17 protein-coding genes and 1 tRNA gene are annotated in these 21484 nt (G+C 70.3%); 6 read left to right on the forward strand and 12 right to left on the reverse strand.

Annotated features, from left to right (window positions below; translation table 11 throughout):
- Positions 1–154 precede the first annotated feature (154 nt).
- Together ACSU53_RS15365 and ACSU53_RS15370 are read right to left on the reverse strand one after the other, a co-directional pair.
- On the reverse strand, positions 155–1492 hold the full coding sequence (locus ACSU53_RS15365; protein WP_437028174.1) for a hypothetical protein: 1338 nt from the start codon (positions 1490–1492) through the stop codon (positions 155–157).
- A gap of 140 nt (positions 1493–1632) precedes the next feature.
- Positions 1633–1761, reverse strand: a complete 129-nt coding sequence (locus tag ACSU53_RS15370; RefSeq protein ID WP_003999697.1) for a DLW-39 family protein — start codon at positions 1759–1761, stop codon at positions 1633–1635.
- A 339-nt stretch (positions 1762–2100) separates the two neighbouring features.
- Here ACSU53_RS15370 and ACSU53_RS15375 point away from each other — a divergent pair, with 339 nt between their 5' ends.
- Entirely contained in the window at positions 2101–2487 is a 387-nt protein-coding gene (locus ACSU53_RS15375) for a DUF6344 domain-containing protein (protein WP_437028176.1), read from the forward strand.
- Between the two features lie 471 nt (positions 2488–2958).
- Here ACSU53_RS15375 and ACSU53_RS15380 read toward each other — a convergent pair whose 3' ends face one another.
- From ACSU53_RS15380 to dnaA, 10 genes are all read right to left on the reverse strand, one after another.
- Positions 2959–4203 (reverse strand): hypothetical protein, encoded by a 1245-nt coding sequence (locus tag ACSU53_RS15380; protein ID WP_437028178.1) that lies wholly within the window; start codon positions 4201–4203, stop codon positions 2959–2961.
- Between the two features lie 844 nt (positions 4204–5047).
- A tRNA-Ile gene (locus ACSU53_RS15385) sits at positions 5048–5124 on the reverse strand.
- A 120-nt stretch (positions 5125–5244) separates the two neighbouring features.
- On the reverse strand, positions 5245–5958 hold the full coding sequence (locus tag ACSU53_RS15390; protein ID WP_437028179.1) for a DUF3566 domain-containing protein: 714 nt from the start codon (positions 5956–5958) through the stop codon (positions 5245–5247).
- Positions 5959–5976: 18 nt separating this feature from the next.
- On the reverse strand, positions 5977–8568 hold the full coding sequence (gene gyrA / locus ACSU53_RS15395) for a DNA gyrase subunit A (protein WP_437028181.1): 2592 nt from the start codon (positions 8566–8568) through the stop codon (positions 5977–5979).
- 42 nt (positions 8569–8610) lie between these two features.
- Positions 8611–10644 carry a DNA topoisomerase (ATP-hydrolyzing) subunit B gene (gyrB, locus tag ACSU53_RS15400; protein WP_437033215.1) on the reverse strand — a complete coding sequence of 678 codons (2034 nt, stop codon included), beginning with the start codon at positions 10642–10644 and terminating at the stop codon, positions 8611–8613.
- A 449-nt stretch (positions 10645–11093) separates the two neighbouring features.
- On the reverse strand, positions 11094–11639 hold the full coding sequence (locus ACSU53_RS15405; protein ID WP_437028183.1) for a DUF721 domain-containing protein: 546 nt from the start codon (positions 11637–11639) through the stop codon (positions 11094–11096).
- On the reverse strand, positions 11636–12757 hold the full coding sequence (gene recF / locus ACSU53_RS15410; RefSeq protein WP_437028185.1) for a DNA replication/repair protein RecF: 1122 nt from the start codon (positions 12755–12757) through the stop codon (positions 11636–11638). Before recF ends, ACSU53_RS15405 begins: the two co-directional genes overlap by 4 nt.
- Before the next feature lie 99 nt (positions 12758–12856).
- Entirely contained in the window at positions 12857–13732 is an 876-nt protein-coding gene (gene gnd / locus ACSU53_RS15415; RefSeq protein WP_437028187.1) for a phosphogluconate dehydrogenase (NAD(+)-dependent, decarboxylating), read from the reverse strand.
- A 239-nt stretch (positions 13733–13971) separates the two neighbouring features.
- Entirely contained in the window at positions 13972–15102 is a 1131-nt protein-coding gene (dnaN, locus tag ACSU53_RS15420) for a DNA polymerase III subunit beta (protein WP_437028189.1), read from the reverse strand.
- A 1305-nt stretch (positions 15103–16407) separates the two neighbouring features.
- A complete protein-coding gene (gene dnaA, locus ACSU53_RS15425; RefSeq protein ID WP_437028190.1) occupies positions 16408–18369 on the reverse strand; it encodes a chromosomal replication initiator protein DnaA in 1962 nt (653 codons plus the stop codon).
- A gap of 375 nt (positions 18370–18744) precedes the next feature.
- On the opposite strand from dnaA, the gene rpmH reads away from it, so the two are divergent.
- Genes rpmH through ACSU53_RS15450 form a run of 5 tightly spaced genes read left to right on the forward strand, consistent with a single transcriptional unit; the run spans position 18745 to position 21451 of the window.
- Positions 18745–18882 (forward strand): 50S ribosomal protein L34, encoded by a 138-nt coding sequence (rpmH, locus tag ACSU53_RS15430; protein WP_003956500.1) that lies wholly within the window; start codon positions 18745–18747, stop codon positions 18880–18882.
- A gap of 21 nt (positions 18883–18903) precedes the next feature.
- Positions 18904–19275: a ribonuclease P protein component gene (rnpA, locus tag ACSU53_RS15435; protein ID WP_437028192.1), complete on the forward strand. Its 372-nt coding sequence runs from the start codon at positions 18904–18906 to the stop codon at positions 19273–19275.
- On the forward strand, positions 19272–19646 hold the full coding sequence (gene yidD, locus ACSU53_RS15440) for a membrane protein insertion efficiency factor YidD (protein ID WP_437028194.1): 375 nt from the start codon (positions 19272–19274) through the stop codon (positions 19644–19646). The genes rnpA and yidD overlap by 4 nt, the downstream gene beginning before the upstream one ends.
- A gap of 3 nt (positions 19647–19649) precedes the next feature.
- Complete coding sequence (gene yidC / locus ACSU53_RS15445; RefSeq protein WP_437028196.1) at positions 19650–20924, forward strand: membrane protein insertase YidC; 1275 nt, start codon at positions 19650–19652, stop codon at positions 20922–20924.
- Positions 20925–20938: 14 nt separating this feature from the next.
- Positions 20939–21451, forward strand: coding sequence for a protein jag (locus tag ACSU53_RS15450; RefSeq protein ID WP_437028198.1), 513 nt, complete (start codon positions 20939–20941; stop codon positions 21449–21451).
- Positions 21452–21484 lie beyond the last annotated feature (33 nt).

The following is a 21484-nucleotide window of genomic DNA, read 5'->3' on the forward strand; positions in this document are numbered from 1 at the left end:
CCCTCTGCCCCCGCCACACCGGCACGCGAGCACACAGGTGCACAGGGCACACAGGCGCCCAGGTGCACAGGGCGCACAGGCGCACAGGCACACAGGCACGCGCGGTGAGGAAAGGAGGGCTCCTCCCGGCGCCGGCCCGGCCCTCTGCTTCCCGCTACGGGGCTGCTCGACGGCGGGCCACGACCGTCCACACGGCGAGCCCCGCCAGCACTGCGCTGCCGGCACCGAGACCGCCGACCGCCAGGGCCAGCATCGCGGCGCCACCCCCCTCGGCGCCCTCGTCCGCCGCACGTCGGTCGGCCTCGGTCACCGCGAAGACGCCCGGGGGGACGGCCTGCCCCGCGTAGTCGGGCCCGTACTGCGCCGTCCCCTCCACCCGCACCCGGAGCGTCAGCGGTACCGGGCCGGTGCCGAAGTCGTCGGCGACCCCCGTCGCCAGGTGGGCCACGAGGTAGTACGTGCCGGCGGCCCGCACCGCCCCGACCCTGCCGGTCGTCGCATGGCGGTTGGCGTGCGCGACGGGAGGCAACGCGGGGAGGCTGCCCGCCTTCTGCCCGCCGTCGTAGGCCACCCGCAGGTCGGCGACGTGACCGCGGGCGGGGTTGTAGAGGTCGAGGTCCAGGGCGCCGGCGACGAAGCCCTTGGCGTCGCCGTTCGTGCTGCCCAGTTCGGCCGTGACGGACACCTGCTGGCCCCAGTCCACGGGCACCGTGTAGAAGAGCGTGCTGCCGGGGTGCAGATCGTCCCGCCACACCCCCTCACCGAGCGGGGTCGCCCGCGCGAACCCGGCGCCGCCCGCCCGCCGTTCGGCCGTGCCGCCGACGGGCTCGGGGGACGCCGAGTCCCATTCCCGGGGCGCCCGCGTCGCTCCCTCCTGCTCCAGCGGCGGCTCCGTCACCACGGCGAGTTCCAGCTCCCAGTCACGGGGGGAGACTCCCTCACCGTCGGGGTCGGTGCGCTCGACTGTCACGTAGTAGGTACCGGCCTCCTTGCACAGCGAGGTACGACGGGAGGTGTCGCGCACGGCCGACGCCGCGACCGGATGCGGGCTGCCCGCGGCACCGAAGTCCGCGGTGTCGACGTCGCACGAACGCCCCCGGGAGTCCTGGAGGGACACCTTGATCCCGTCGGCGGCCGAGGAGGAGCGCAGTTGGGCCGGCGGAACGGCGGTGGCGGAGACGTACGCGGTGGAAGCGGCGTCGAGCTGCAGGCTGTAGTGGACGGTGCCGCGGGCCGGAAGGGTGCTGCGGTAGGCCCGTCCCGCCTCCAACGGCTGTGCGTCCGCGGTGCTCGACGCCCCCGCCACGCGCGCGGCGCCCTCGGCGAAGGCGTAATCCCCCGGGGCCCCGGGCGCCGCCTGCGCCGGCCGTGCGCCCAGTGCGCCGAGGGCCACCGCGGAGGCGAGCACCAGTACGCCCGTCCGCCGGGCCGTGGACGCACCGTCCCGCCCGGCGCGTGTGCGCTCCCCCGACTTACACCGCCGTCCCCTCACGCGCCACCCCTCGTCGTATCCCGGACGTCGATCAGGCGCCCATCCTGCCGCGCGGACCGGGTCCGCCGACAAGGCCCCGTGACACACAAAACCCCGACCGCCGGGGCGGTCGGGGCCTGTTCAGCGTCGGCTGTCGGTACTCAGGAACCCGTGGGCACGGAGTCAGTCGCCTCCGTCCACAGATCCTGCTCGGCGCGATCCGCCTGGATCTGGCGGTACACGAGGAGCCCGCCGATGGCGGCCAGTGCGACCAGGAGAAGCTTCTTCACCGCGCTACCTCGTCTTTCCTTGACGTAGGGGACCTCTGGCGCCCGACTATACACACCGGCCGATATCAATCGGTGACCTGCCCGGGCCTCTCAACTCGCGCTGCAGTGTGCCGATTAGGAGCGGAATCCGCCCGTCTCACCGGAGGGTGACGACACCCGCACGGACGGTGATTTTGACCCCTTCTCGCCCGGCTCCCGTCATTTTTTCCCCTCTTGCGTCCATCCGGGTGGTGTTCATCTGAACATCGACGCGCCACGGGCGTCGGTCCACCACTTCGCGGCGCTCTTACACATCATGAGGAAAGTACGCAAATCGCCCAACCCGAAAGTGAGGGACCCGTGGCCAGGAACAAGGTCATGAAGCTCTGGACCGTCATCGTCACCGCCTTCCTCGCGCTGTGCACGGCGCTCGGCCTGATCACCACGACGGCCTCCGCCGCGGTACAGCAGAGCGAGACGACGCGCAACAGCGAGAGCGCTCCTGACACCACGGCCCCGGCGACGTCCCTCAGGGCCTGGCCGAAGACCAGGTCCCTGCCCCCCACGATGAAGCAGCGCATCCGCGCCGAGGCCCACGGCACCTCGCCCGGCTGCCGCCGGCACCCGTTCGCCGACTCCGCGGCCGCTGCGCCGGGTACGGACTGCTCCGACTCCGCCGCCGTCGCGGAGGACGCCACGGCACCGACGGGCCCCCTCACCGGCCACCGCGTCCCGCTGCAACGCTGACCTCCGGGGACCACCCGACCCGTGCCGTTCCGCTCCCCCGAGTCCTGGCGAACTTGCGTACAGCACGCACGGCACGCCACAGGCCCGGCAGCTCCCCGCGAGCAGCCGGGCCTTCCCCATGCCCCTCCCGCACGCCTCCCTCCGCCGGCTTCCGCCATCCACCACGGCGGACGCTCGGCGCCGACCAGCAACACACGCCGGACACCCTTCCGTCGCGGCCGCATCCTGCCCACGGGCCAGGAGCAACCGCCGGCGGACACCACTCCGACCGGGCCCGCCAGGGCCGGCTGGCCATCGGTCGCGCCATCGGTCGCGCCATCGGTCGCGCCATCGGTCGCGCGCGGACCTGCAAAGCTCCGCGCCGCCACCAGCCGCTCGGGCCCGACTGGGATCCGGGGCGAAGCCGTCCCCCGGTACCTCTGCTCCCGGGCTGGAGCCGCCTCCGGGGTCCCTGGTGCCGCCTGCGCCGTCCTATTCGGCCCGGCCGACCGGAGCGTCCGGACCGTCCGGGCCCGGGGCGGCCGAGGTCGCGGACGTCCGGGCCGAACGGGCAGGAGTCAGCGCGCCGAGCACGTGGGGCAGGTCCTCGCTGCCCGCACCGATCAGTACCCGCGCGCCCGGAACCGGCCCGCCGACGGCCTCGCACTCGGCGACGAGCGCCTTCTGCGGGACCTCCGCCCCGTCCGTACGGGGGTAGCGGCCGAACCTCAGCCTCATCGGGTCGTCCCGGTACGGCGGCCGCACCCGGACCAGGCGCAGAGCCGCCGGGAAGGGCCGCACGCCGAACCCACCGGTCCCCGTGGCGGGTCCGGGTACGGCAGCGAGTCCCTGCGGGCCGGCCCGCAGCCACCCCATCGACAGCAACGCCCACGGGCCCGGCCCCCACACGGTCCCCGGGACGTAGCGCTCGGCCTCCGGGGTGACGGGCTCCATCCGCTCCAGGGCCGGCAGCCGGCGCCGCACCAGCCGGTACGCCCAGCGGGCCATGCCGACCGCGCCCACCACTCCCGCCACACCCGCCGTCCATGCCATCGTCCACGGCGAACGGACCGCGAACAGCGCGCCGGCGGCCCCGCCCAGCCCTGCCAGGGTGAGGGCCACCCCCGGCACCGTCGTCTGCCACGGCCAGTCCATCCGGGAGGCACCCCCACGCGCGATCCGCCACAGCCCCGACCACAGAAGTCCCACGCCCAGCCCGGCGAGGACCGCCCCGAAGGCGGCGGGCGCGACGAACTCCCGGCTCGGGTAGTGCGCTGTGCGCAGCGTCCGCTGCTCACCGCCCGCCGACGTCACGTCCAGCAGGCGCACCGAATCGCGCCACCAGTACAGGGTTGCCTCTCCGCGCCCGGCAGCAGCCTCGACCACGTCCTGGTCCCTGTGGCGGATGTCCAGGCTGAGGGCCAGCGTGCGTCCGCCGGACCGGCCGAACACCAGCCGGTAGCGGGCGCCGCTCTTCTTGTTCAGCTTCAGCTGCACGTCGTCCACGGTCACGTGCTCCGCCCGCAGGCAGAACGGCCCCTGGTGTCGCTCCCCGCACACCTTCAGACCGCCCGGGTCGGGTCCCTCGGTGTGGGGTATCTCCAGGCGCGGGAAGTCGAGGGCGGCCGAGCGCTCCGTTCCGGCGCTCCCGGCCAGGTGCCACGCCGTCCCCAGCAGCACGGCGGCCAGCACCACCCGCACCGTGCCCCACACCACGTCATGCACCCGGCCGCGCACACGCCCCCCCCTCCTCGCCCCGGACGCCCCTCGCGCCGGTGCGGTCGGCAGAGAGTCTGCCAGCGGGCGGTGCGGCCAGTGAGAGGGCCCGGATCGTCAGAGGGCCCGGATCGGCACAGCACAGCAGGGCGGCCGCCCCTGCGGAGGCCGACCGGGCTCGACGAGGGCGTGCGGCCGGTCCTGCGCCCGGGATGCCGAAGGTCCCCGCCGGTCTCGGCGGGGCGGCGTCGTCCGTCAACGCCGGTTCGCCTCGGACAGTCCAGGGGCGGCCCGGGGCTCCCGTCAGGGCCGGGGCCGTTCTCCCCCCTTGGCCCTTCAGCGATGGCCGGCAACCCGTTCCCCTGCCCGTGCGCGGGGAAGCAGCGGGTAGAAGCCGTTCGGCACGGAGGGGGACATCGTGGAGAAGCGCAGGTTCCTGACCTGGGCACACCGCAGCCCCACGGCGGCATTCGTGGTTGCTGCGTGGTGGGCGGCAGGAGCCGCTGTGTGGCTCGTCCATCGCCCGGAGGGAGACGGCTCGTTCGTCTTCATCGGGTGCGCCGGCATCTCCGTGCCGGTCCGGACCGCCTTGGGTTTCCAGCGCCTTTGCGCGAAGCGAACCACCGGTGCTGCGACCAGGCCCACGTAGCGGCTTCGGCTTCGGCTTCGGCTTCGGCCAAACCGTCATGAGGCAACCGTCATGGGCGAAGCCGGCGGATCATGATGCGCCGGCGACAGCGAGAGCGAACCGGTGGCCATGCTCGCCGAGCTGCTGGAAGATCCGCTCATCGGCTGGACCGCCGCCGTTGGTGTCAGCCGTAGATGCCGAAGACCCCCAGCCGGTCTCGACTGGGGGTCTTCGTGCTGGTGGGGCTAACTGGATTTGAACCAGTGGCCTCATCCTTATCAGGGATGCGCTCTAACCAACTGAGCTATAGCCCCGCCGCGCTCTGCGGTGTATGTCCCGCGCGCTGACTCCTGAAGATTAGCGCACGACCGGGGCAGTCCCAAAATCGGTTGTCGGGGAACCGTCGAGCAGGCCGGGACGGGCCCGGGTGCCGGTCACTCGTCCTCGGCCAGCGTCAGTTCGACGCCGCCCACGAAACCCGCGGACAGGTTGTAGATGAAGGCGCCGAGGGTCGCGAGGGCCGTCGCCAGGACGACGTCGATGACCGCGATGATCGTGGTGAAGAGCAGGACGTTCGGCAGCGACAGGAAGGACTGCAGGTCGAAGCCGTTGGACTCGTTGGAGCCGGTCGCCTCGGAGATCGTGCCGCCCACCGTCGAGAACACGCCCATGGCGTCCATGACCATCCACAGCACGGCCGAGGCGACGATCGTGCAGACCCCGAGGGCGATGGAGAGCAGGAAGCTGACCTTCATCACCGACCAGGGGTCCATCTTGGCCACCCGCAGCCGGGCCTTGCGCACGCGCGGCGTGGTGCGCGCCCCGGTGCGTGGGCGCCGGACCGCACCGGTCTGCCCGGCGGCCGCACCGGCCTGCGCCGGATAGGCCTGCGGCGGGTGGTAGGGGCCCGACTGCTGCTGCGACGGCCGCTCCCCGGGCAGCGGCGAGGCCGATGCGGCCTGCTGGCCGCGACCGTCCGTCACGCCTCCCCCCGGGGACCCCTGCGGGCCGGACGCGCGCGTGTCATCGGCCTTCACCGGCTTGAGGTTGGTCGTGTGCGGATCGGTCGCCGGCGCGGCTGAGCCACGGGCACCGCCGTCCGTCCCCGTACTGGTACCGGCCGGTCCGGCGCCCGTGGCTCCGCTCACGCTGACTCACTCCTCGTCCTACTCGGCCGAGGGCGCCTCACCCTCGGCCGCACCGGTGGTCGCGGCACTCTCGTCGGTCTCGTCCACGGCCACGTCGCCGTCGACTTCCTCCGCCTCGCGTCCCGCCTCGGCGTTACGGGCGATGCCGACCACGGCATCGCGCTTGCCCAGATTGATCAGTTGGACGCCCATGGTGTCACGGCCCGTCTCCCTGACCTCGTTGACTCGCGTACGAATCACGCCGCCGGACAGCGTGATGGCGAGGATCTCGTCGGTCTCCTCGACCACCAGCGCGCCGACGAGGGTGCCGCGGTCCTCGACGATCTTGGCGGCCTTGATGCCGAGGCCGCCGCGACCCTGGACGCGGTACTCGTCGACAGCGGTCCGCTTCGCGTACCCGCCGTCGGTGGCAGTGAACACGAACGTACCGGGTCGAACAACATTCATCGAGAGCAGCTCGTCCCCTTCGCGGAAACTCATGCCCTTGACGCCCGAGGTCGCACGGCCCATGGGACGCAACGTGTCGTCCGTGGCGGTGAACCTGATCGACTGCGCCTTCTTGCTGATCAGCAGGAGGTCGTCGTCGGACGACACGAGTTCGGCACCGATCAGTTCGTCGTCGGAACCGTCCTCCTGCTCGCGCAGGTTGATCGCGATCACACCACCCGAACGCGGAGAATCGTAGTCCTTCAGCGCGGTCTTCTTGACCAGACCTGCCTTGGTGGCGAGCACCAGGTACGGCGCGGCCTCGTAGTCGCGGATCGCGAGGATCTCGGCGATCACCTCGTCCGGCTGGAAGGCCAGCAGGTTGGCCACGTGCTGACCGCGCGCCTCCCGCCCGGCGTCCGGCAGTTCGTACGCCTTCGCGCGGTAGACCCGGCCCTTGTTGGTGAAGAACAGCAGCCAGTGGTGCGTCGTGGACACGAAGAAGTGGTTGACGATGTCGTCTTCCTTGAGCTTCGTGCCGCGCACGCCCTTGCCGCCGCGCTTCTGGGCCCGGTAGTCGTGCGTCTTGGTGCGCTTGATGTAGCCGCCGCGGGTGACCGTGACGACGATGTCCTCCTCGGCGATCAGGTCCTCGATGGACATGTCGCCCTCGTAGGGGATCAGCTTCGTCTTGCGGTCGTCGCCGTACTTCTCGACGATCGCGGCCAGCTCCTCGCTGACGATGCCGCGCTGGCGCACCGGGGAGGCGAGGATCTGGTTGTACTCGTCGATCTTCGCCTGGAGTTCGTCGTGCTCCTGGACGATCTTCCGGCGCTCCAGGGCGGCCAGCCGGCGCAGCTGCATCTCCAGGATGGCGTTGGCCTGGATCTCGTCGATCTCCAGCAGGTCCATCAGGCCCCCGCGCGCGATCTCGACGGTGTCGCTGCGCCGGATCAGCGCGATGACCTCGTCGATGGCGTCCAGGGCCTTCAGCAGGCCGCGCAGGATGTGGGCGCGCTCCTCGGCCTTGCGCAGCCGGAAGCGCGTCCGGCGGACGATGACCTCGATCTGGTGCGTCACCCAGTGGCGGATGAACGCGTCGAGGGACAGCGTGCGCGGCACGCCGTCGACCAGCGCCAGCATGTTGGCGCCGAAGTTCGTCTGCAGGTCGGTGTGCTTGTACAGGTTGTTCAGGACGACCTTGGCGACCGCGTCCCGCTTGAGCACGATGACCAGGCGCTGGCCGGTGCGCGAGGAGGTCTCGTCGCGCACGTCGGCGATGCCGCCGATCTTGCCGTCCTTCACCAGGTCGGCGATCTTCTGCGCGAGGTTGTCCGGGTTGACCTGGTAGGGCAGCTCGGTGACCACCAGGCACTGGCGGTTCTGGATCTCCTCGACCTCGACCACCGCGCGCATGGTGATGGAGCCGCGGCCGGTGCGGTAGGCCTCCTCGATGCCCTTGCGGCCCACCACCAGGGCGCCGGTCGGGAAGTCGGGGCCCTTGATGCGCTCCATCAGCGCGTCGAGCAGGTCCTCCTGGGAGGCCTCCGGGTTCTCCAGGTACCACTGGGCGCCGGCGGCGACCTCGCGCAGGTTGTGCGGCGGGATGTTGGTCGCCATGCCGACCGCGATGCCCGCCGAGCCGTTGATCAGCAGGTTCGGGAAGCGGGCGGGCAGGACGGTCGGCTCCTGGGAGCGGCCGTCGTAGTTGTCCGTGAAGTCGACGGTCTCCTCGTCGATGTCGCGGACCATCTCCATCGACAGCGGTGCCATCTTGCACTCGGTGTACCGCATGGCCGCCGCCGGGTCGTTGCCCGGGGAGCCGAAGTTGCCGTTGGAGTCCACCAGCGGCATGCGCATCGACCACGGCTGCGCGAGGCGGACCAGCGCGTCGTAGATCGAGGAGTCGCCGTGCGGGTGGTAGTTGCCCATGACGTCGCCGACCACGCGCGCGCACTTGTAGAAGCCGCGCTCGGGGCGGTAGCCGCCGTCGTACATGGCGTACAGCACCCGGCGGTGGACGGGCTTGAGGCCGTCACGGACGTCCGGCAGCGCACGCGAGACGATGACGGACATCGCGTAGTCGAGGTAGGAGCGCTGCATCTCCGTCTCGAGCCCGACCGGCTCGACGCGCAGCGCGAGGCCGTCCTCTTCGGGCGTGACGGGAGTGTTCTCGTCGGTCATTGCTGGTGAAGATCCTTCCTGGTGCGGTCAGCTGAGACCGACTCAGATGTCGAGGAAGCGGACGTCCTTGGCGTTGCGCTGGATGAACTGGCGGCGGGCCTCCACGTCCTCGCCCATGAGGACGGAGAACAGGTCGTCGGCCTGCGCGGCGTCGTCGAGCGTGACCTGGCCGAGGACGCGGTGCTCCTGGTCCATGGTCGTGACGCGCAGCTCCTCGGCGTTCATCTCGCCGAGGCCCTTGAAGCGCTGGATGGAGTCCTCACGGATGCGCTTGCCCCGCTGGCGGCCGATCTCGATCAGCGCGTCGCGCTCGCGGTCGGAGTAGGCGTACTCCACCTCGTCGCGGCCCCACTTGATCTTGTACAGCGGGGGCCGGGACAGGAACACGTGCCCGGCCTCGACCAGCGGACGCATGAAGCGGAACAGGAAGGTCAGCAGCAGGGTGTTGATGTGCTGGCCGTCGACGTCGGCGTCCGCCATGAGAATGATCTTGTGATAGCGGAGCTTCTCGATGTCGAAGTCCTCGTGCACGCCCGTGCCGAAGGCGGAGATCAGCGCCTGGATCTCCTGGTTCTGCAGGATCTTGTCGATCCGCGCCTTCTCGACGTTGAGGATCTTGCCGCGGATCGGGAGGATCGCCTGGTACTCCGGATTGCGGCCGGACTTGGCCGAGCCGCCGGCGGAGTCGCCCTCGACGATGAAGATCTCGCACTTGGTGGGGTCGTTCGACTGGCAGTCGGAGAGCTTGCCCGGCAGGGACGCCGTCTCCAGCAGGCCCTTGCGCCGCGTGAGGTCACGGGCCTTGCGGGCGGCCACACGCGCGGTGGCGGCCTGGATGCCCTTGCGGACGATGTCCGCCGCCTCGTTCGGGTTGCGGTCCAGCCAGTCCGCGAGGTGTTCGTAGACGATCTTCTGGACGAAGGTCTTCACCTCGGTGTTGCCCAGCTTGGTCTTCGTCTGGCCCTCGAACTGGGGCTCGCTCAGCTTGACCGAGATGATCGCCGTCAGGCCCTCGCGGATGTCGTCGCCCGTGAGGTTGTCGTCCTTCTCGCGCAGCAGCTTGCGGTCGCGCGCGTACTTGTTGATCAGCGAGGTCAGCGCGGCGCGGAAGCCCTCTTCGTGCGTACCGCCCTCATGGGTGTGGATGATGTTGGCGAAGGAGTAGACACCCTCGGTGTAGCCGCCGTTCCACTGCATGGCGATCTCGAGGGACAGGCTCTTGTCCTTGTCCTCGGCCTCCAGGTCGATCACGGTGGGGTGCACCACGTCGCCCTTGCGGGAGTTGAGGTACTTCACGAAGTCGACGATGCCGCCCTCGTAGTGGTACGAGACGTGCTTGACCTCGTGCTTCTCGTCCTCGCCCGCCTCGTCCGCACCGGCCGTCGCCTTCGCCGACTCCCGCTCGTCGGTGAGGTTGATGCGCAGGCCCTTGTTGAGGAACGCCATCTCCTGGAAACGCCGCGACAGCGTCTCGAAGGAGTAGTCGGTGGTTTCGAAGATGTCGGGGTCGGCCCAGAAGGTGACCGTGGTGCCGTGCTCGTCCGTGGCCTCGTGCTTGGCCAGCGGGGCCGTCGGGACGCCGAGCTTGTAGTCCTGCGTCCAGCGGTAGCCATCGGTCTTGATTTCGACGGACACCTTGGTCGACAGGGCGTTCACGACGGACACGCCCACGCCGTGCAGACCGCCGGAGACCGCGTAGCCGCCGCCGCCGAACTTTCCGCCCGCGTGCAGCACCGTCAGCACGACCTCGACGGCCGGCTTGCCCTCGGAGGGGACGATGCCGACCGGGATGCCGCGCCCGTTGTCGACGACGCGCACGCCGCCGTCGGCGAGGATCGTGACGTCGATGGTGTCCGCGTGGCCGGCCAGCGCCTCGTCGACGGAGTTGTCGACGACCTCCTGCACCAGGTGGTGCAGGCCGCGCTCACCGGTCGAACCGATGTACATACCGGGTCGCTTGCGGACCGCGTCCAGGCCCTCGAGGACGGTGATGGCGCTGGCGTCGTACGAGGCGGTGGCCTCGGCGCCGGCGTCGGTGGACGGGATGATCTCGTTGGGGTTGCCGGAATCGGCCACGAAGCGCCCTTTCTGGCACAGCACGAGCCGAACTCCTGGGGGTACCCCCTTTGGGGGAGGGTCGCCGGAGCGGCTGCGGCATGTTGCGTTGGTAAGCCTTGATCAGCGTTGCTCAGCTTTTCCCGGGCGGTCCCCACGATCGGGGCGGGATTGCCTCCAGTCTACCGGTAGCGCTGACATCGATGGGGGTTTGCCGGTACCTGGATCCGCATGTGCCGCCCTCAACCGGCCTCTCGCGACTCCCGATATGCGGATGGGGGCCCCAGGCGGTCCACGAGGGCACTCAGCGCTTCTGAGCGTCAACCCTTGGCTACTTAGGAGTCAGGTGCCGATTCGCCACCGTGTGCGATGCGCGGACGAGGGGGCCGAGACCGCCCCGATCAGGGGGTTGAGAACGCCTGATGTGATGTCGATCACGTGCTGCGGCAGGGCCGGAAAACGACGTTCCGTCAGCCGTACGTGTCACCAGGACCGGTGCTTCCCGGCGCGCGCAGAGGGCCGTAGCGGCGTGCCGGACCGCCGGGGCCCTGGACCTTGATCTGCTGCACGGTGCCGTGCCCGAGGTCCTGGTTCAGCCGGGCCACCAGGGCCGGCGCGAGCAGCCGCAGATTCGTCGCCCAGGCCGTGGAGTCGCAGCGGACGACCAGGACCCGTTCGTCCTCGTCGTACCGCTCGGGCGCGCAGTGCTTGGCCACGTCCTCACCGACGATCTCCGGCCAGCGCCCCATCACCCCGCCGACGGCGGCCGGTGCCTCCCAGCCCCGCTCGGTCAGCAGCCGGTTGATCGCGGCCCCGAGCGCCATCGGATCCCGCCGGTCGGCGCGCGCCCCGGAGCGCAGGCCCCCGCGCCGCGCCTGCTTCTTCTGCTGCGCCACGTCACCCCGCGCACGGGCCGCCTCCCGGGCCGCCCGCAGCGCCACCCGCGCGAGATCGACGCCGGACGGCTGCGGCGCGCCCGGCGGGGTGTCCCCGGGCGGCGTACCGGGCTCGCTCATACGCGCTCCACCGTCCCCTCCGCCACCCGGAACCGGGTCCCGGTCAGGACGTGCGGGACGTCGTCGTCCACGGCCGCGGTCACCAGGACCTGCTCACCGGGGGCGACGAGTTCGGCGAGCCGTTCCCGGCGACGCGTGTCCAGCTCCGCGAAGACGTCGTCGAGGACCAGCACCGGCTCGTTGCCCTCGGCCCGGAGCAGGTCGTACGACGCCAGCCGCAGCGCGAGCGCGTAGGACCAGGACTCGCCGTGGGAGGCGTACCCCTTCGCGGGCAGCTCGCCGAGTCGCAGCAGCAGGTCGTCCCGGTGCGGACCGACCAGGGTGACGCCCCGCTCGATCTCCTGCTTGCGCGCCTCCGACAGCGCGGCCATGAGCTGCTCGAACAGGTCCTCGCGGGTGTGCGCCTCGCCGGGCGCGGACGGCTTGTACTCCAGCGTGACCGGCCCGCCCCCCGGCGCGAGCTGCTCGTACGCCTTGTCCGCCAGCGGCTGGAGCGCCGCGATCAGGTCCAGTCGCTGCGCGAGCAGTTCGGCCCCGGCGCGGGCGAGGTGCTGGTCCCACACGTCCAGCGTCGACAGGTCCAGCGTGCGGCCGCCGTGCCGACGGGCCAGCGCGGCCGACTTCAGCAGCGTGTTGCGCTGCTTGAGCACCCGGTCGTAGTCGGAGCGGACCCCCGCCATGCGCGGGGAACGGGCGGTGATCAGCTCGTCGAGGAACCGGCGCCGCTCGCCCGGGTCGCCCTTGATCAGCGCCAGGTCCTCGGGCGCGAACAGCACCGTGCGGACGATGCCCAGCACGTCCCGCGGCCTGACCTGCGAGGAGCGGTTGATGCGGGCCCGGTTGGCCCGCCCCGGGTTCAGCTCCAGCTCGATGAGCTGCTGCCGCTCCCCCTGGCGGACCTGGGCCCGGACGACGGCGCGGTCGGCCCCCATCCGGACCAGCGGGGCGTCGGAGGAGACCCGGTGGCTGCCGAGGGTGGCCAGGTAGCCGACGGCCTCGACCAGGTTCGTCTTGCCCTGGCCGTTGGGGCCGACGAAGGCCGTCACCCCCGGGTCGAGCGGGACCTCGACCCGGGGGTAGGACCGGAAATCGGCCAGCGACAGGTGCGTGACGTGCATGGTCCTTCGCCGACCTCCCCCGGCGCCGCGGGCCGCCGCACGGCCCTGTGGATGACTGCCTGTTCTGTGGATCCCCGTGATGCTGTGGATCCCTGTGGATTACTTCTTCTCGACCGCGTGCCCGCCGAACTGGTTGCGCAGCGCCGCGATCATCTTCATCTGCGGCGAGTCCTCCTGACGCGAGGAGAACCGCGCGAACAGCGACGCGGTGATCGCGGGAAGCGGCACCGCGTGGTCGATCGCCGCCTCCACCGTCCAGCGTCCCTCACCCGAGTCCTGTGCATAACCCCGGAGCGCGTCCAGGTGCTCGTCCTCGTCCAGGGCGTTCACCGCCAGATCGAGGAGCCAGGAACGGATCACCGTGCCCTCCTGCCAGGAGCGGAACACCTCCCGGACGTCCGTGACGGAGTCGGCCTTCTCCAGCAGCTCCCAGCCCTCGGCGTACGCCTGCATCATCGCGTACTCGATGCCGTTGTGGACCATCTTCGCGAAGTGGCCCGCGCCGACCTTGCCGGCGTGCACCGAGCCGAAGTCCCCCTCCGGCTTGAGCGCGTCGAAGACCGGCTGCACCTTGGCGACGTTCTCCTTGTCGCCTCCGTACATCAGCGCGTAGCCGTTCTCCAGGCCCCAGACGCCGCCGGAGACCCCGCAGTCGACGAAGCCGATGCCCTTGGCGGCCAGCTGCTCGGCGTGCTTCTCGTCGTCCGTCCAGCGGGAGTTGCCGCCGTCCACCACGACGTCGCCGGGCTCGAGCAGTTCGGCGAGGGCGTCGATGGTGGCCTGGGTGGCCTCACCGGCCGGGACCATCACCCACACCACGCGCGGGCCGTCCAGCTTGCCCACCAGCTCGTCAAGGCTGTGGACGTCGGCGAGGTCCGGATTGCGGTCGTATCCGACGACGGTGTGGCCCGCGCGGCGTATCCGCTCGCGCATGTTGCCGCCCATCTTGCCGAGGCCGACGAGACCGAGCTCCATCAGTTGTGTTCCTTAGGTTGCGACGTGACGTGGCGTGGCGGCACGGCTGTGCCGGGTACCGAGTACCGCCCTGAGCCTAAACCCGGACGCTCACGCACATTTGTGGGCGTAAGCGCTCATGCGCACGCCCTCACCTGCGGGTCCGTCCACAGGGGCTTCCGGGGCCCGGCCGGTCCGGCGGAGCCGTTGGCCCACCGGACCCCGGAAGCACTGTGCACAGCTGTGGACGATGCGGCCGCTCAGCCGCTCAGCCGCACCGGCATGATCAGGTACTTGTAGGCCTCGTCCGCCTCCGCGTCGACCGCCGGGCGCCCGCTGAGCAGGGCCGGCTTGGTGGACGTGGTGAAGGACAGCTGCGCCACCGGGGAGTCGATCGCGCTCAGGCCGTCCAGCAGGAACGTCGGGTTGAAGGCGATGGAGATGTCGTCGCCCTCCAGCTGGGCGTCGACCCTTTCCACAGCCTGTGCGTCGTCGCTGGAACCGGCCTCCAGGATCAGCACGCCCTGCTCGAAGCTGAGGCGCACCGGGGTGTTGCGCTCGGCGACCAGCGCGACGCGCTTCACGGCCTCCACGAAGGGCGCGGTCTCGATCACGGCGATGCTGTTGAACTCGGTCGGGAACAGCGTGCGGTACTTCGGGAGGTCGCCCTCCAGCAGCCGCGTGGTGGTCCGGCGGCCGGCACCCTCGAAGCCGATCAGGCCCTCACCCGCGCCCGCGCCGGACAGTGCCAGGATCACCTGGTCACCGCTGGTCAGGGCCTTGGCGGTGTCCAGCAGCGTCTTGGCGGGCACGAGGGCGACCGCCGACGCCTCCGGGTTCTCCGGCTTCCACAGGAACTCGCGGACCGCGAAGCGGTACCGGTCGGTGGAGGCCAGCGTCACGGTGTCGCCCTCGATCTCGATGCGCACACCCGTGAGGACGGGCAGTGTGTCGTCGCGGCCCGCGGCGATGGCGACCTGCTGCACGGCGGAGGCGAAGACCTCGCCGGGGACCGTGCCGGTCGCGTTCGGCATCTGCGGAAGGGCGGGGTACTCCTCCACGGGAAGGGTGTGGAGGGTGAACCGCGAGGAGCCGCACACCACCGTCGCCCGGACACCGTCCGTGGAGATCTCCACCGGCCGGTTGGGGAGGGCGCGGCAGATGTCGGCGAGCAGGCGGCCGGAGACGAGCACCGTGCCCTCCTCCTCGGTCTCCGCCTCCACCGAGACCCGCGCCGAGACCTCATAGTCGAAGCCGGACAGGCTGAGCTGACCGTCCTCGGCCTTCAGCAGCAGGCCGGCGAGGACAGGCGCCGGCGGACGGGCCGGGAGGCTGCGGGCCGCCCAGGCCACTGCCTCCGCGAGTACGTCGCGTTCCACCCGGATCTTCACTGTTGCCGCCTCCTGCTGTTGCCGGCGCTTCTCGCCCTGCCTGGCTTCGTCGTCTGACTCGGTGTCATCGCTCCCGGTGCGGGGAAGGACACCGAGGACCAGTCTGACGCACCGCACTGACAGTAGGTGCCCGTCGGGGTCAAGTCGTGACGAGGGGCAGCCGGGGTCGAGGCATCGAGTTGTGCACAGGACCCTCTTCGAAACGATTTCCTCGCTCTCTCTAGTCGGGAGTAGTAGTAGGGCCTGTGGATACCGTGGATAACCCCGTTTGCGCAGGTCAGAGCCGAGATTTTGTCCACGGCCCCTGTGGGCGGCGGTCGTGGACAACCAGCCGCTTCTGTGGAGAACAGAAAGTTCTGCACATCCCGTGCACAGGGCGGGGCGAGTTCTCCCCAGTACCGTCCCCAGCTTTCGGCGTCTTTCCCACAGGGCCTCGCGGCACCTTGATGTGACGCCTTTCACTCGACCCGGTGAGGGCGGGCGTCACGTTGCCGAACAGTGGACAGCCATGTGGAGAAAACGGTGTTCCCTGGGGACAAAGGGCTCCAGCCTGTGGGTTGGCCGTGGACAACTTTGTGCACAGGCTGGGGATCATCGAGTTGTCCACAGCTTGTGGAGATCGTTCGTCCACGAATCCCCAACCAGCTGACCAGGCTCGTTCGCTCATCACCAGGGTGACCTGTGGACGGGATCGGGACAACTTCCCGGTCCCCAGGATGTGGACGCGAAAAAGTCGTCGAATCTGTGGAGCGCGGCCGTAACCAGGCCATTAATCGAACAGGGAGATGCGGCGGCGTCGACGGCCATCGGCCGCGTGACGGCGGGGCGGTGTGCCCGGAGGGGGCCGGCGGGATGCCGGGCGATGCTCCGTGGACCGTGCCGGGGCGGTCCGTGGGCGGCCCTGGTCGGCCCCGGGCCGCCCACGGGAGGGACGAGGGCGGTGCGTGGGCGGTCATGGGACGGTCCACGAGGGGGCGGGGGTGTGGGCGCGAGGGCCGGGACGAGGCGGACGGAGGGGGAAGGGGTGCGGCAGGCATCGTCCGCCCAGGGGCGGATCGTGCCGTGCGAGCGGTACCGGCCGAGCCCAGCAGCCGGGGGCGGGGCAACGGAGCCGCGGCGGCGGAGCGAGGCAGACGGCGGGGAGAGCGGGACCGGGCCGCGGATCGGCCGTCCTGGCCCTCCGATTGTGCTGGCCGGGCCCGCCCGAGCACGGTGCGAAGGGCGCCTCCGCTGAGCCCGCCCGGGCACGGCGAAGGGCGCTTCCCGGCCGGCTCCGGGGGCGCCCTCGACAGATACGGCGGTCTGTCAGCCCGCCTTGATGCGGTTGGTGAGTTCGGTGACCTGGTTGTAGATCGAGCGCCGCTCGGCCATCAGATTGCGGATCTTGCGGTCCGCGTGCATCACCGTGGTGTGGTCCCGGCCGCCGAACAGCGCACCGATCTTCGGCAGCGACAGATCCGTGAGCTCCCGGCACAGGTACATCGCGATCTGCCGCGCGGTGACCAGCGCCCGTCCGCGGGACGTGCCGCACAGGTCCTCGACCGTCAGCCCGAAGTAGTCGGCCGTGGCGCTCATGATGGCCGTCGAGGTGATCTCCGGCGCCGAGTCGTCACCACCGGGGATCAGGTCCTTCAGGACGATCTCCGTCAGCCCCAGGTCCACCGGCTGCCGGTTGAGCGACGCGAACGCCGTCACCCGGATCAGCGCGCCCTCCAGCTCACGGATGTTCCGGGAGATCCGCGAGGCGATGAACTCCAGGACCTCCGGCGGGGCGTTGAGCTGCTCCTGCACCGCCTTCTTGCGCAGAATCGCGATGCGCGTCTCCAGCTCGGGCGGCTGGACGTCGGTGATCAGGCCCCACTCGAAACGGTTCCGCAGCCGGTCCTCCAGCGTCACCAGCTGCTTGGGCGGCCGGTCGCTGGAGAGCACGATCTGCTTGTTCGCGTTGTGCAGGGTGTTGAAGGTGTGGAAGAACTCCTCCTGCGTCGACTCCTTGTCCGCCAGGAACTGGATGTCGTCGACCAGCAGGATGTCCATCTCGCGGTACCGCTTGCGGAAGCTGTCGCCCTTGCCGTCGCGGATGGAGTTGATGAACTCGTTGGTGAACTCCTCCGAGCTGACGTACCGCACGCGGGTGCCCGGGTAGAGGCTGCGCGCGTAGTGCCCGATGGCGTGCAGCAGGTGGGTCTTGCCGAGCCCCGACTCGCCGTAGATGAAGAGGGGGTTGTACGCCTTGGCGGGCGCCTCGGCGACGGCGACGGCGGCCGCGTGCGCGAACCGGTTGGACGCGCCGATCACGAACGTGTCGAAGAGGTACTTGGGGTTGAGCCGCGCGGTCGGTTCCCCGGGCCCGGTGGCCGGCGCGGGCTGTGCGGCCAGCGGACCGGGCGCGCCGGTGGTGGGCAGGTTCGGGCCGACGGGGCCGCCGCGGTGGACGTGGCCGGACCCGGGCGGGGGCTCGGGCCGCTCGCGCCGTCCGGAGTCGCGCGGATCGTAGTCCCCGCGGTCGTAGTCACCACGGTCGTAGTCACCGCGTGGCGGGTCGTAGTCGGAACGCTGCTGGTCGTAGGAAGGGCGCTCCATCGACTGCGGACGGTAGTCCTGCGGAGGCGGACCGCCGTAGCCCTCCTGGCCGCCGTAGGCGTCCCGGTCGCCGTAGGCGTCCTGCGACGGTGAGGCGTACGGGTCCCGGTCGGGGAAGCCGAGGCGCTGCTGCTGCCAGCCGTACTCGTCCTGCGTGGGCCGGGACCAGGAACCGGGCTCGGGGCGCTGGTACTCGGCCGGGTAGGCGGGGCGGGCGGTGGGGAGCTGGTCACCGGGGGGCCCGGGCTGCTGCTCGGGGCGGCGGCGGCCGTACCCCTCGTACCCGTCGTATCCCCCTTCGTACTGCTCCCGCTCCGGGCGGTCCGGACGGGCCGTCGGGAGCTCGGGCTCCTCGTACCGGGGCTGGGCACGCGGCGGTGCGGGCGCCGGAGGGGCGGGGGGCTCGCCGGCGGACTCGTCGACCGTGATGGCGATCCGGATGGGGCGGCCGCACTCGCGGCTCAGGGTCTCGCTGACGACGGGCGCCAGGCGGCCCTCGAGCACCCCCTTCGCGAACTCGTTCGGCACGGCGAGCAGCGCGGTGTCGGCGACGAGGGCCAGGGGCTGGCACCGCCGGATCCAGTGCTCGTCCTTCCCCTCGACCCCGTGACCACGGCCCTCACCGAGGAGCTGTTCCAGTACGCGTGGCCACACTGCGGCAAGATCGGCAGGTACGTCAGCCACAGGGCACGCTCTCTCACAGGTCCCTCGAACGTGTGATTCGGGGACGGGTCGGTGGATCAAGGGGTGGTGAAGGGACACAAGGGAACGAGTCGAAGTCCAGTCACGGTAGTCAGCGCGGCCGGTACGGTTCAAGTTGTTGTCCCCAGGCTGTGGACAAGTGTCTCCCGGCGAGCAGTGGTTTGACCGAATGGCGCAGCCGCGCGTACCGTGACGAGGTCGAGTTGTCGATGGCTGCTGCCGCCTGCCTCCGATGGGCACAGATCGCACAAGGTGATCGGTCAGCGGTGCACTCGGGCGTAACGCGAGCTACTCGTGGGCGCACGGTGACAGCCAGGACGGCATCCCGCAGACCCCGATCTTTTCTGGAGCCCCCGAGTGAGCAAGCGCACCTTCCAGCCGAACAACCGTCGTCGCGCGAAGACCCACGGCTTCCGGCTGCGTATGCGCACCCGTGCCGGCCGCGCGATTCTCGCGTCCCGCCGCAGCAAGGGTCGCGCCCGCCTGTCCGCCTGATTCCGATCAGGTCATGACGTCGTGCTGCCCACCGACCACCGGCTGAGGCGGCGCGAGGACTTCGCGAACGCCGTTCGACGAGGCCGCCGGGCCGGGCGCCAGCACCTCGTCGTACACCTTCGTAGCGGTGCCACGGACCCGCACGCGCCTGGGGAGAGCGCTCCCCCGACGCGTGCGGGTTTCGTCGTGAGCAAGGCCGTGGGCGGTGCCGTGGTGCGCAACAAGGTGAAGCGCAGGCTTCGCCATCTGATGCGCGAACGGATCGGCCGGCTGCCCCCCGGTAGCCTGGTAGTCGTACGAGCGCTGCCCGGCGCGGGCGACGCCGACCACGCAGAACTGGCCCGAGACCTGGATGCCGCCCTCCAGCGGCTCCTGGGAGGGGGCACCCGATGAAGTACCCGCTGCTGGCCCTGATCAAGCTCTACCAGTGGACGATCAGTCCACTGCTGGGCCCGGTGTGCAAGTACTACCCGTCGTGTTCCCACTACGGCTACACGGCCATCGACCGGCACGGTGCCATCAAGGGCACAGCACTCACGGCCTGGCGCATCCTGCGGTGCAATCCGTGGTCGCTCGGTGGTGTGGACCATGTCCCTCCGCGCAAGCGCCCGCGGTGGCACAAAATGCTGCGAAGCGCCTGGCGTGCACGCAAGGGCGGGCCCTCCGCCGCCGAACCGGCCACCGAAGGACAGACTTCCCCCACAGGTCCGACGAGTCCTTCGAGCCCGGCCGCTGAGACCTCGTCCCATGCCCAAGGAGCATGATTAGTGGACACGATTGCCAGCTTCTTCAGCTTCATCACGACACCCGTCTCCTGGGTCATCGTCCAGTTCCACACGGTGTACGGCGCCATCTTCGGCCCTGACACCGGATGGGCCTGGGGCCTGTCCATCGTGTCCCTGGTGATCCTCATCCGTATCTGCCTGATCCCGCTCTTCGTGAAGCAGATCAAGGCGACGCGTGCGATGCAGACGCTCCAGCCGGAGATGAAGAAGATCCAGGAGCGCTACAAGAACGACCGGCAGCGCCAGTCCGAAGAGATGATGAAGCTCTACAAGGACACGGGCACCAACCCGCTGTCCTCGTGTCTTCCCATCCTGGCGCAGTCCCCGTTCTTCTTCGCGCTGTACCACGTGCTCAACAGCATCGCGTCGAACAACACCGTCGGTGTGATCGACGAGAGCCTGCTCCGGAGTGCGCAGAAGGCCCACATCTTCGGTGCCCCGCTCGCCGCGAAGTTCACGGACAGCGCGGAGAAGGTCCAGGAGCTCAGCTCCTCGCTCACCGACGTGCGGATCGTCACGGCGCTGATGATCGTCCTGATGTCGCTGTCGCAGTTCTACACGCAGCGCCAGCTGATGACGAAGAACGTCGACACCACGGTGAAGACCCCGTTCATGCAGCAGCAGAAGATGCTGATGTACGTCTTCCCCATCATCTTCGCCGTCTTCGGCATCAACTTCCCGGTCGGTGTCCTCGTCTACTGGCTGACCACCAACGTGTGGACCATGGGCCAGCAGATGTACGTCATCCACAACAACCCGACCCCGGGTTCGAAGGCCCAGGCCGCCTACCTGGAGCGCCTCGCCAAGCACGTCGTGAAGCACGGCGGCACCCGCAACCGCCGCCAGCGCGCCATCGTCAAGGCCATCGTCGCCAAGGGCCGGGACCGCAACGAGTACGAGCGCAAGTTCATCAACGGCCTGGGCAAGTCCGGCCTCGTCGCCCAGTCCGACGGTGCCGTGATCAAGGGTGAGCCCACGGAGCACGCCGAGGACGGCGCCCAGGGCGGGACGGCGACGCCCAGGCGGCAGCAGCCCAAGCGGCAGAGCAAGTCGCAGCGTCAGTCCGGTGCGGCCAAGGCCGCCGGCGAACCCACGTCGCTGACCAAGTCCGACCAACCGCGGGGTGGCAGCACCGCCAAGTCCACCGCCGGTGCCAAGAAGGGCACGGGCAAGCAGCCCGGCAGCGGTACCCGCAGCAAGGCCCAGTCCGGACAGCGCAAGGGTCCGCAGCGGCCCAAGTCCCCGTCCAAGAAGTAAGAAGGAGTCCATCCGTGACGGAAGGCACCATCTCCACCGCTGCCGAGGGCACAGACACCCTGACGCGCCTGGAGCAGGAGGGCGAGATCGCTGCGGACTACCTGGAGGGTCTGCTCGACATCGCCGATCTCGACGGTGACATCGACATGGACGTCGAGGCCGACCGCGCCTCCGTATCGATCATCAGTGACACGGGCAGCCGTGATCTGCAGAAGCTGGTCGGCCGGGACGGTGAGGTGCTGGAGGCGCTCCAGGAGCTGACGCGTCTGGCCGTGCACCGGGAGACCGGTGACCGCAGCCGCCTGATGCTCGACATCGCCGGGTACCGGGCCAGGAAGCGGGCCGAGCTGTCCGAGCTCGGTGCGAAGGCAGCGGCGGACGCCAAGAGCAGTGGCGAGCCCGTGCGGCTGGACCCGATGACGCCGTTCGAGCGCAAGGTCGTGCACGACGCGGTCAAGGCCGCCGGACTGCGCAGCGAGTCCGAGGGCGAGGAGCCGCAGCGCTTCGTCGTTGTGCTTCCCGCTTGATCGGATGCATGCTCCACCGGCCCCGTCTGTTGC

This window comes from Streptomyces sp. enrichment culture (assembly GCF_964273255.1).
GTDB lineage: Bacteria > Actinomycetota > Actinomycetes > Streptomycetales > Streptomycetaceae > Streptomyces.

What these genes read in the sequence shown, in the direction of transcription:
- gyrA (WP_437028181.1), bottom strand. Translation starts at nt 8,568, where the DNA reads ATGACCGACGAGAACACTCCCGTCACGCCCGAAGAGGACGGCCTCGCG.
- ACSU53_RS15405 (WP_437028183.1), bottom strand. Translation starts at nt 11,639, where the DNA reads ATGAGCGAGCCCGGTACGCCGCCCGGGGACACCCCGCCGGGCGCGCCG.
- recF (WP_437028185.1), bottom strand. Translation starts at nt 12,757, where the DNA reads ATGCACGTCACGCACCTGTCGCTGGCCGATTTCCGGTCCTACCCCCGG.
- gnd (WP_437028187.1), bottom strand. Translation starts at nt 13,732, where the DNA reads ATGGAGCTCGGTCTCGTCGGCCTCGGCAAGATGGGCGGCAACATGCGC.
- yidD (WP_437028194.1), top strand. Translation starts at nt 19,272, where the DNA reads ATGAAGTACCCGCTGCTGGCCCTGATCAAGCTCTACCAGTGGACGATC.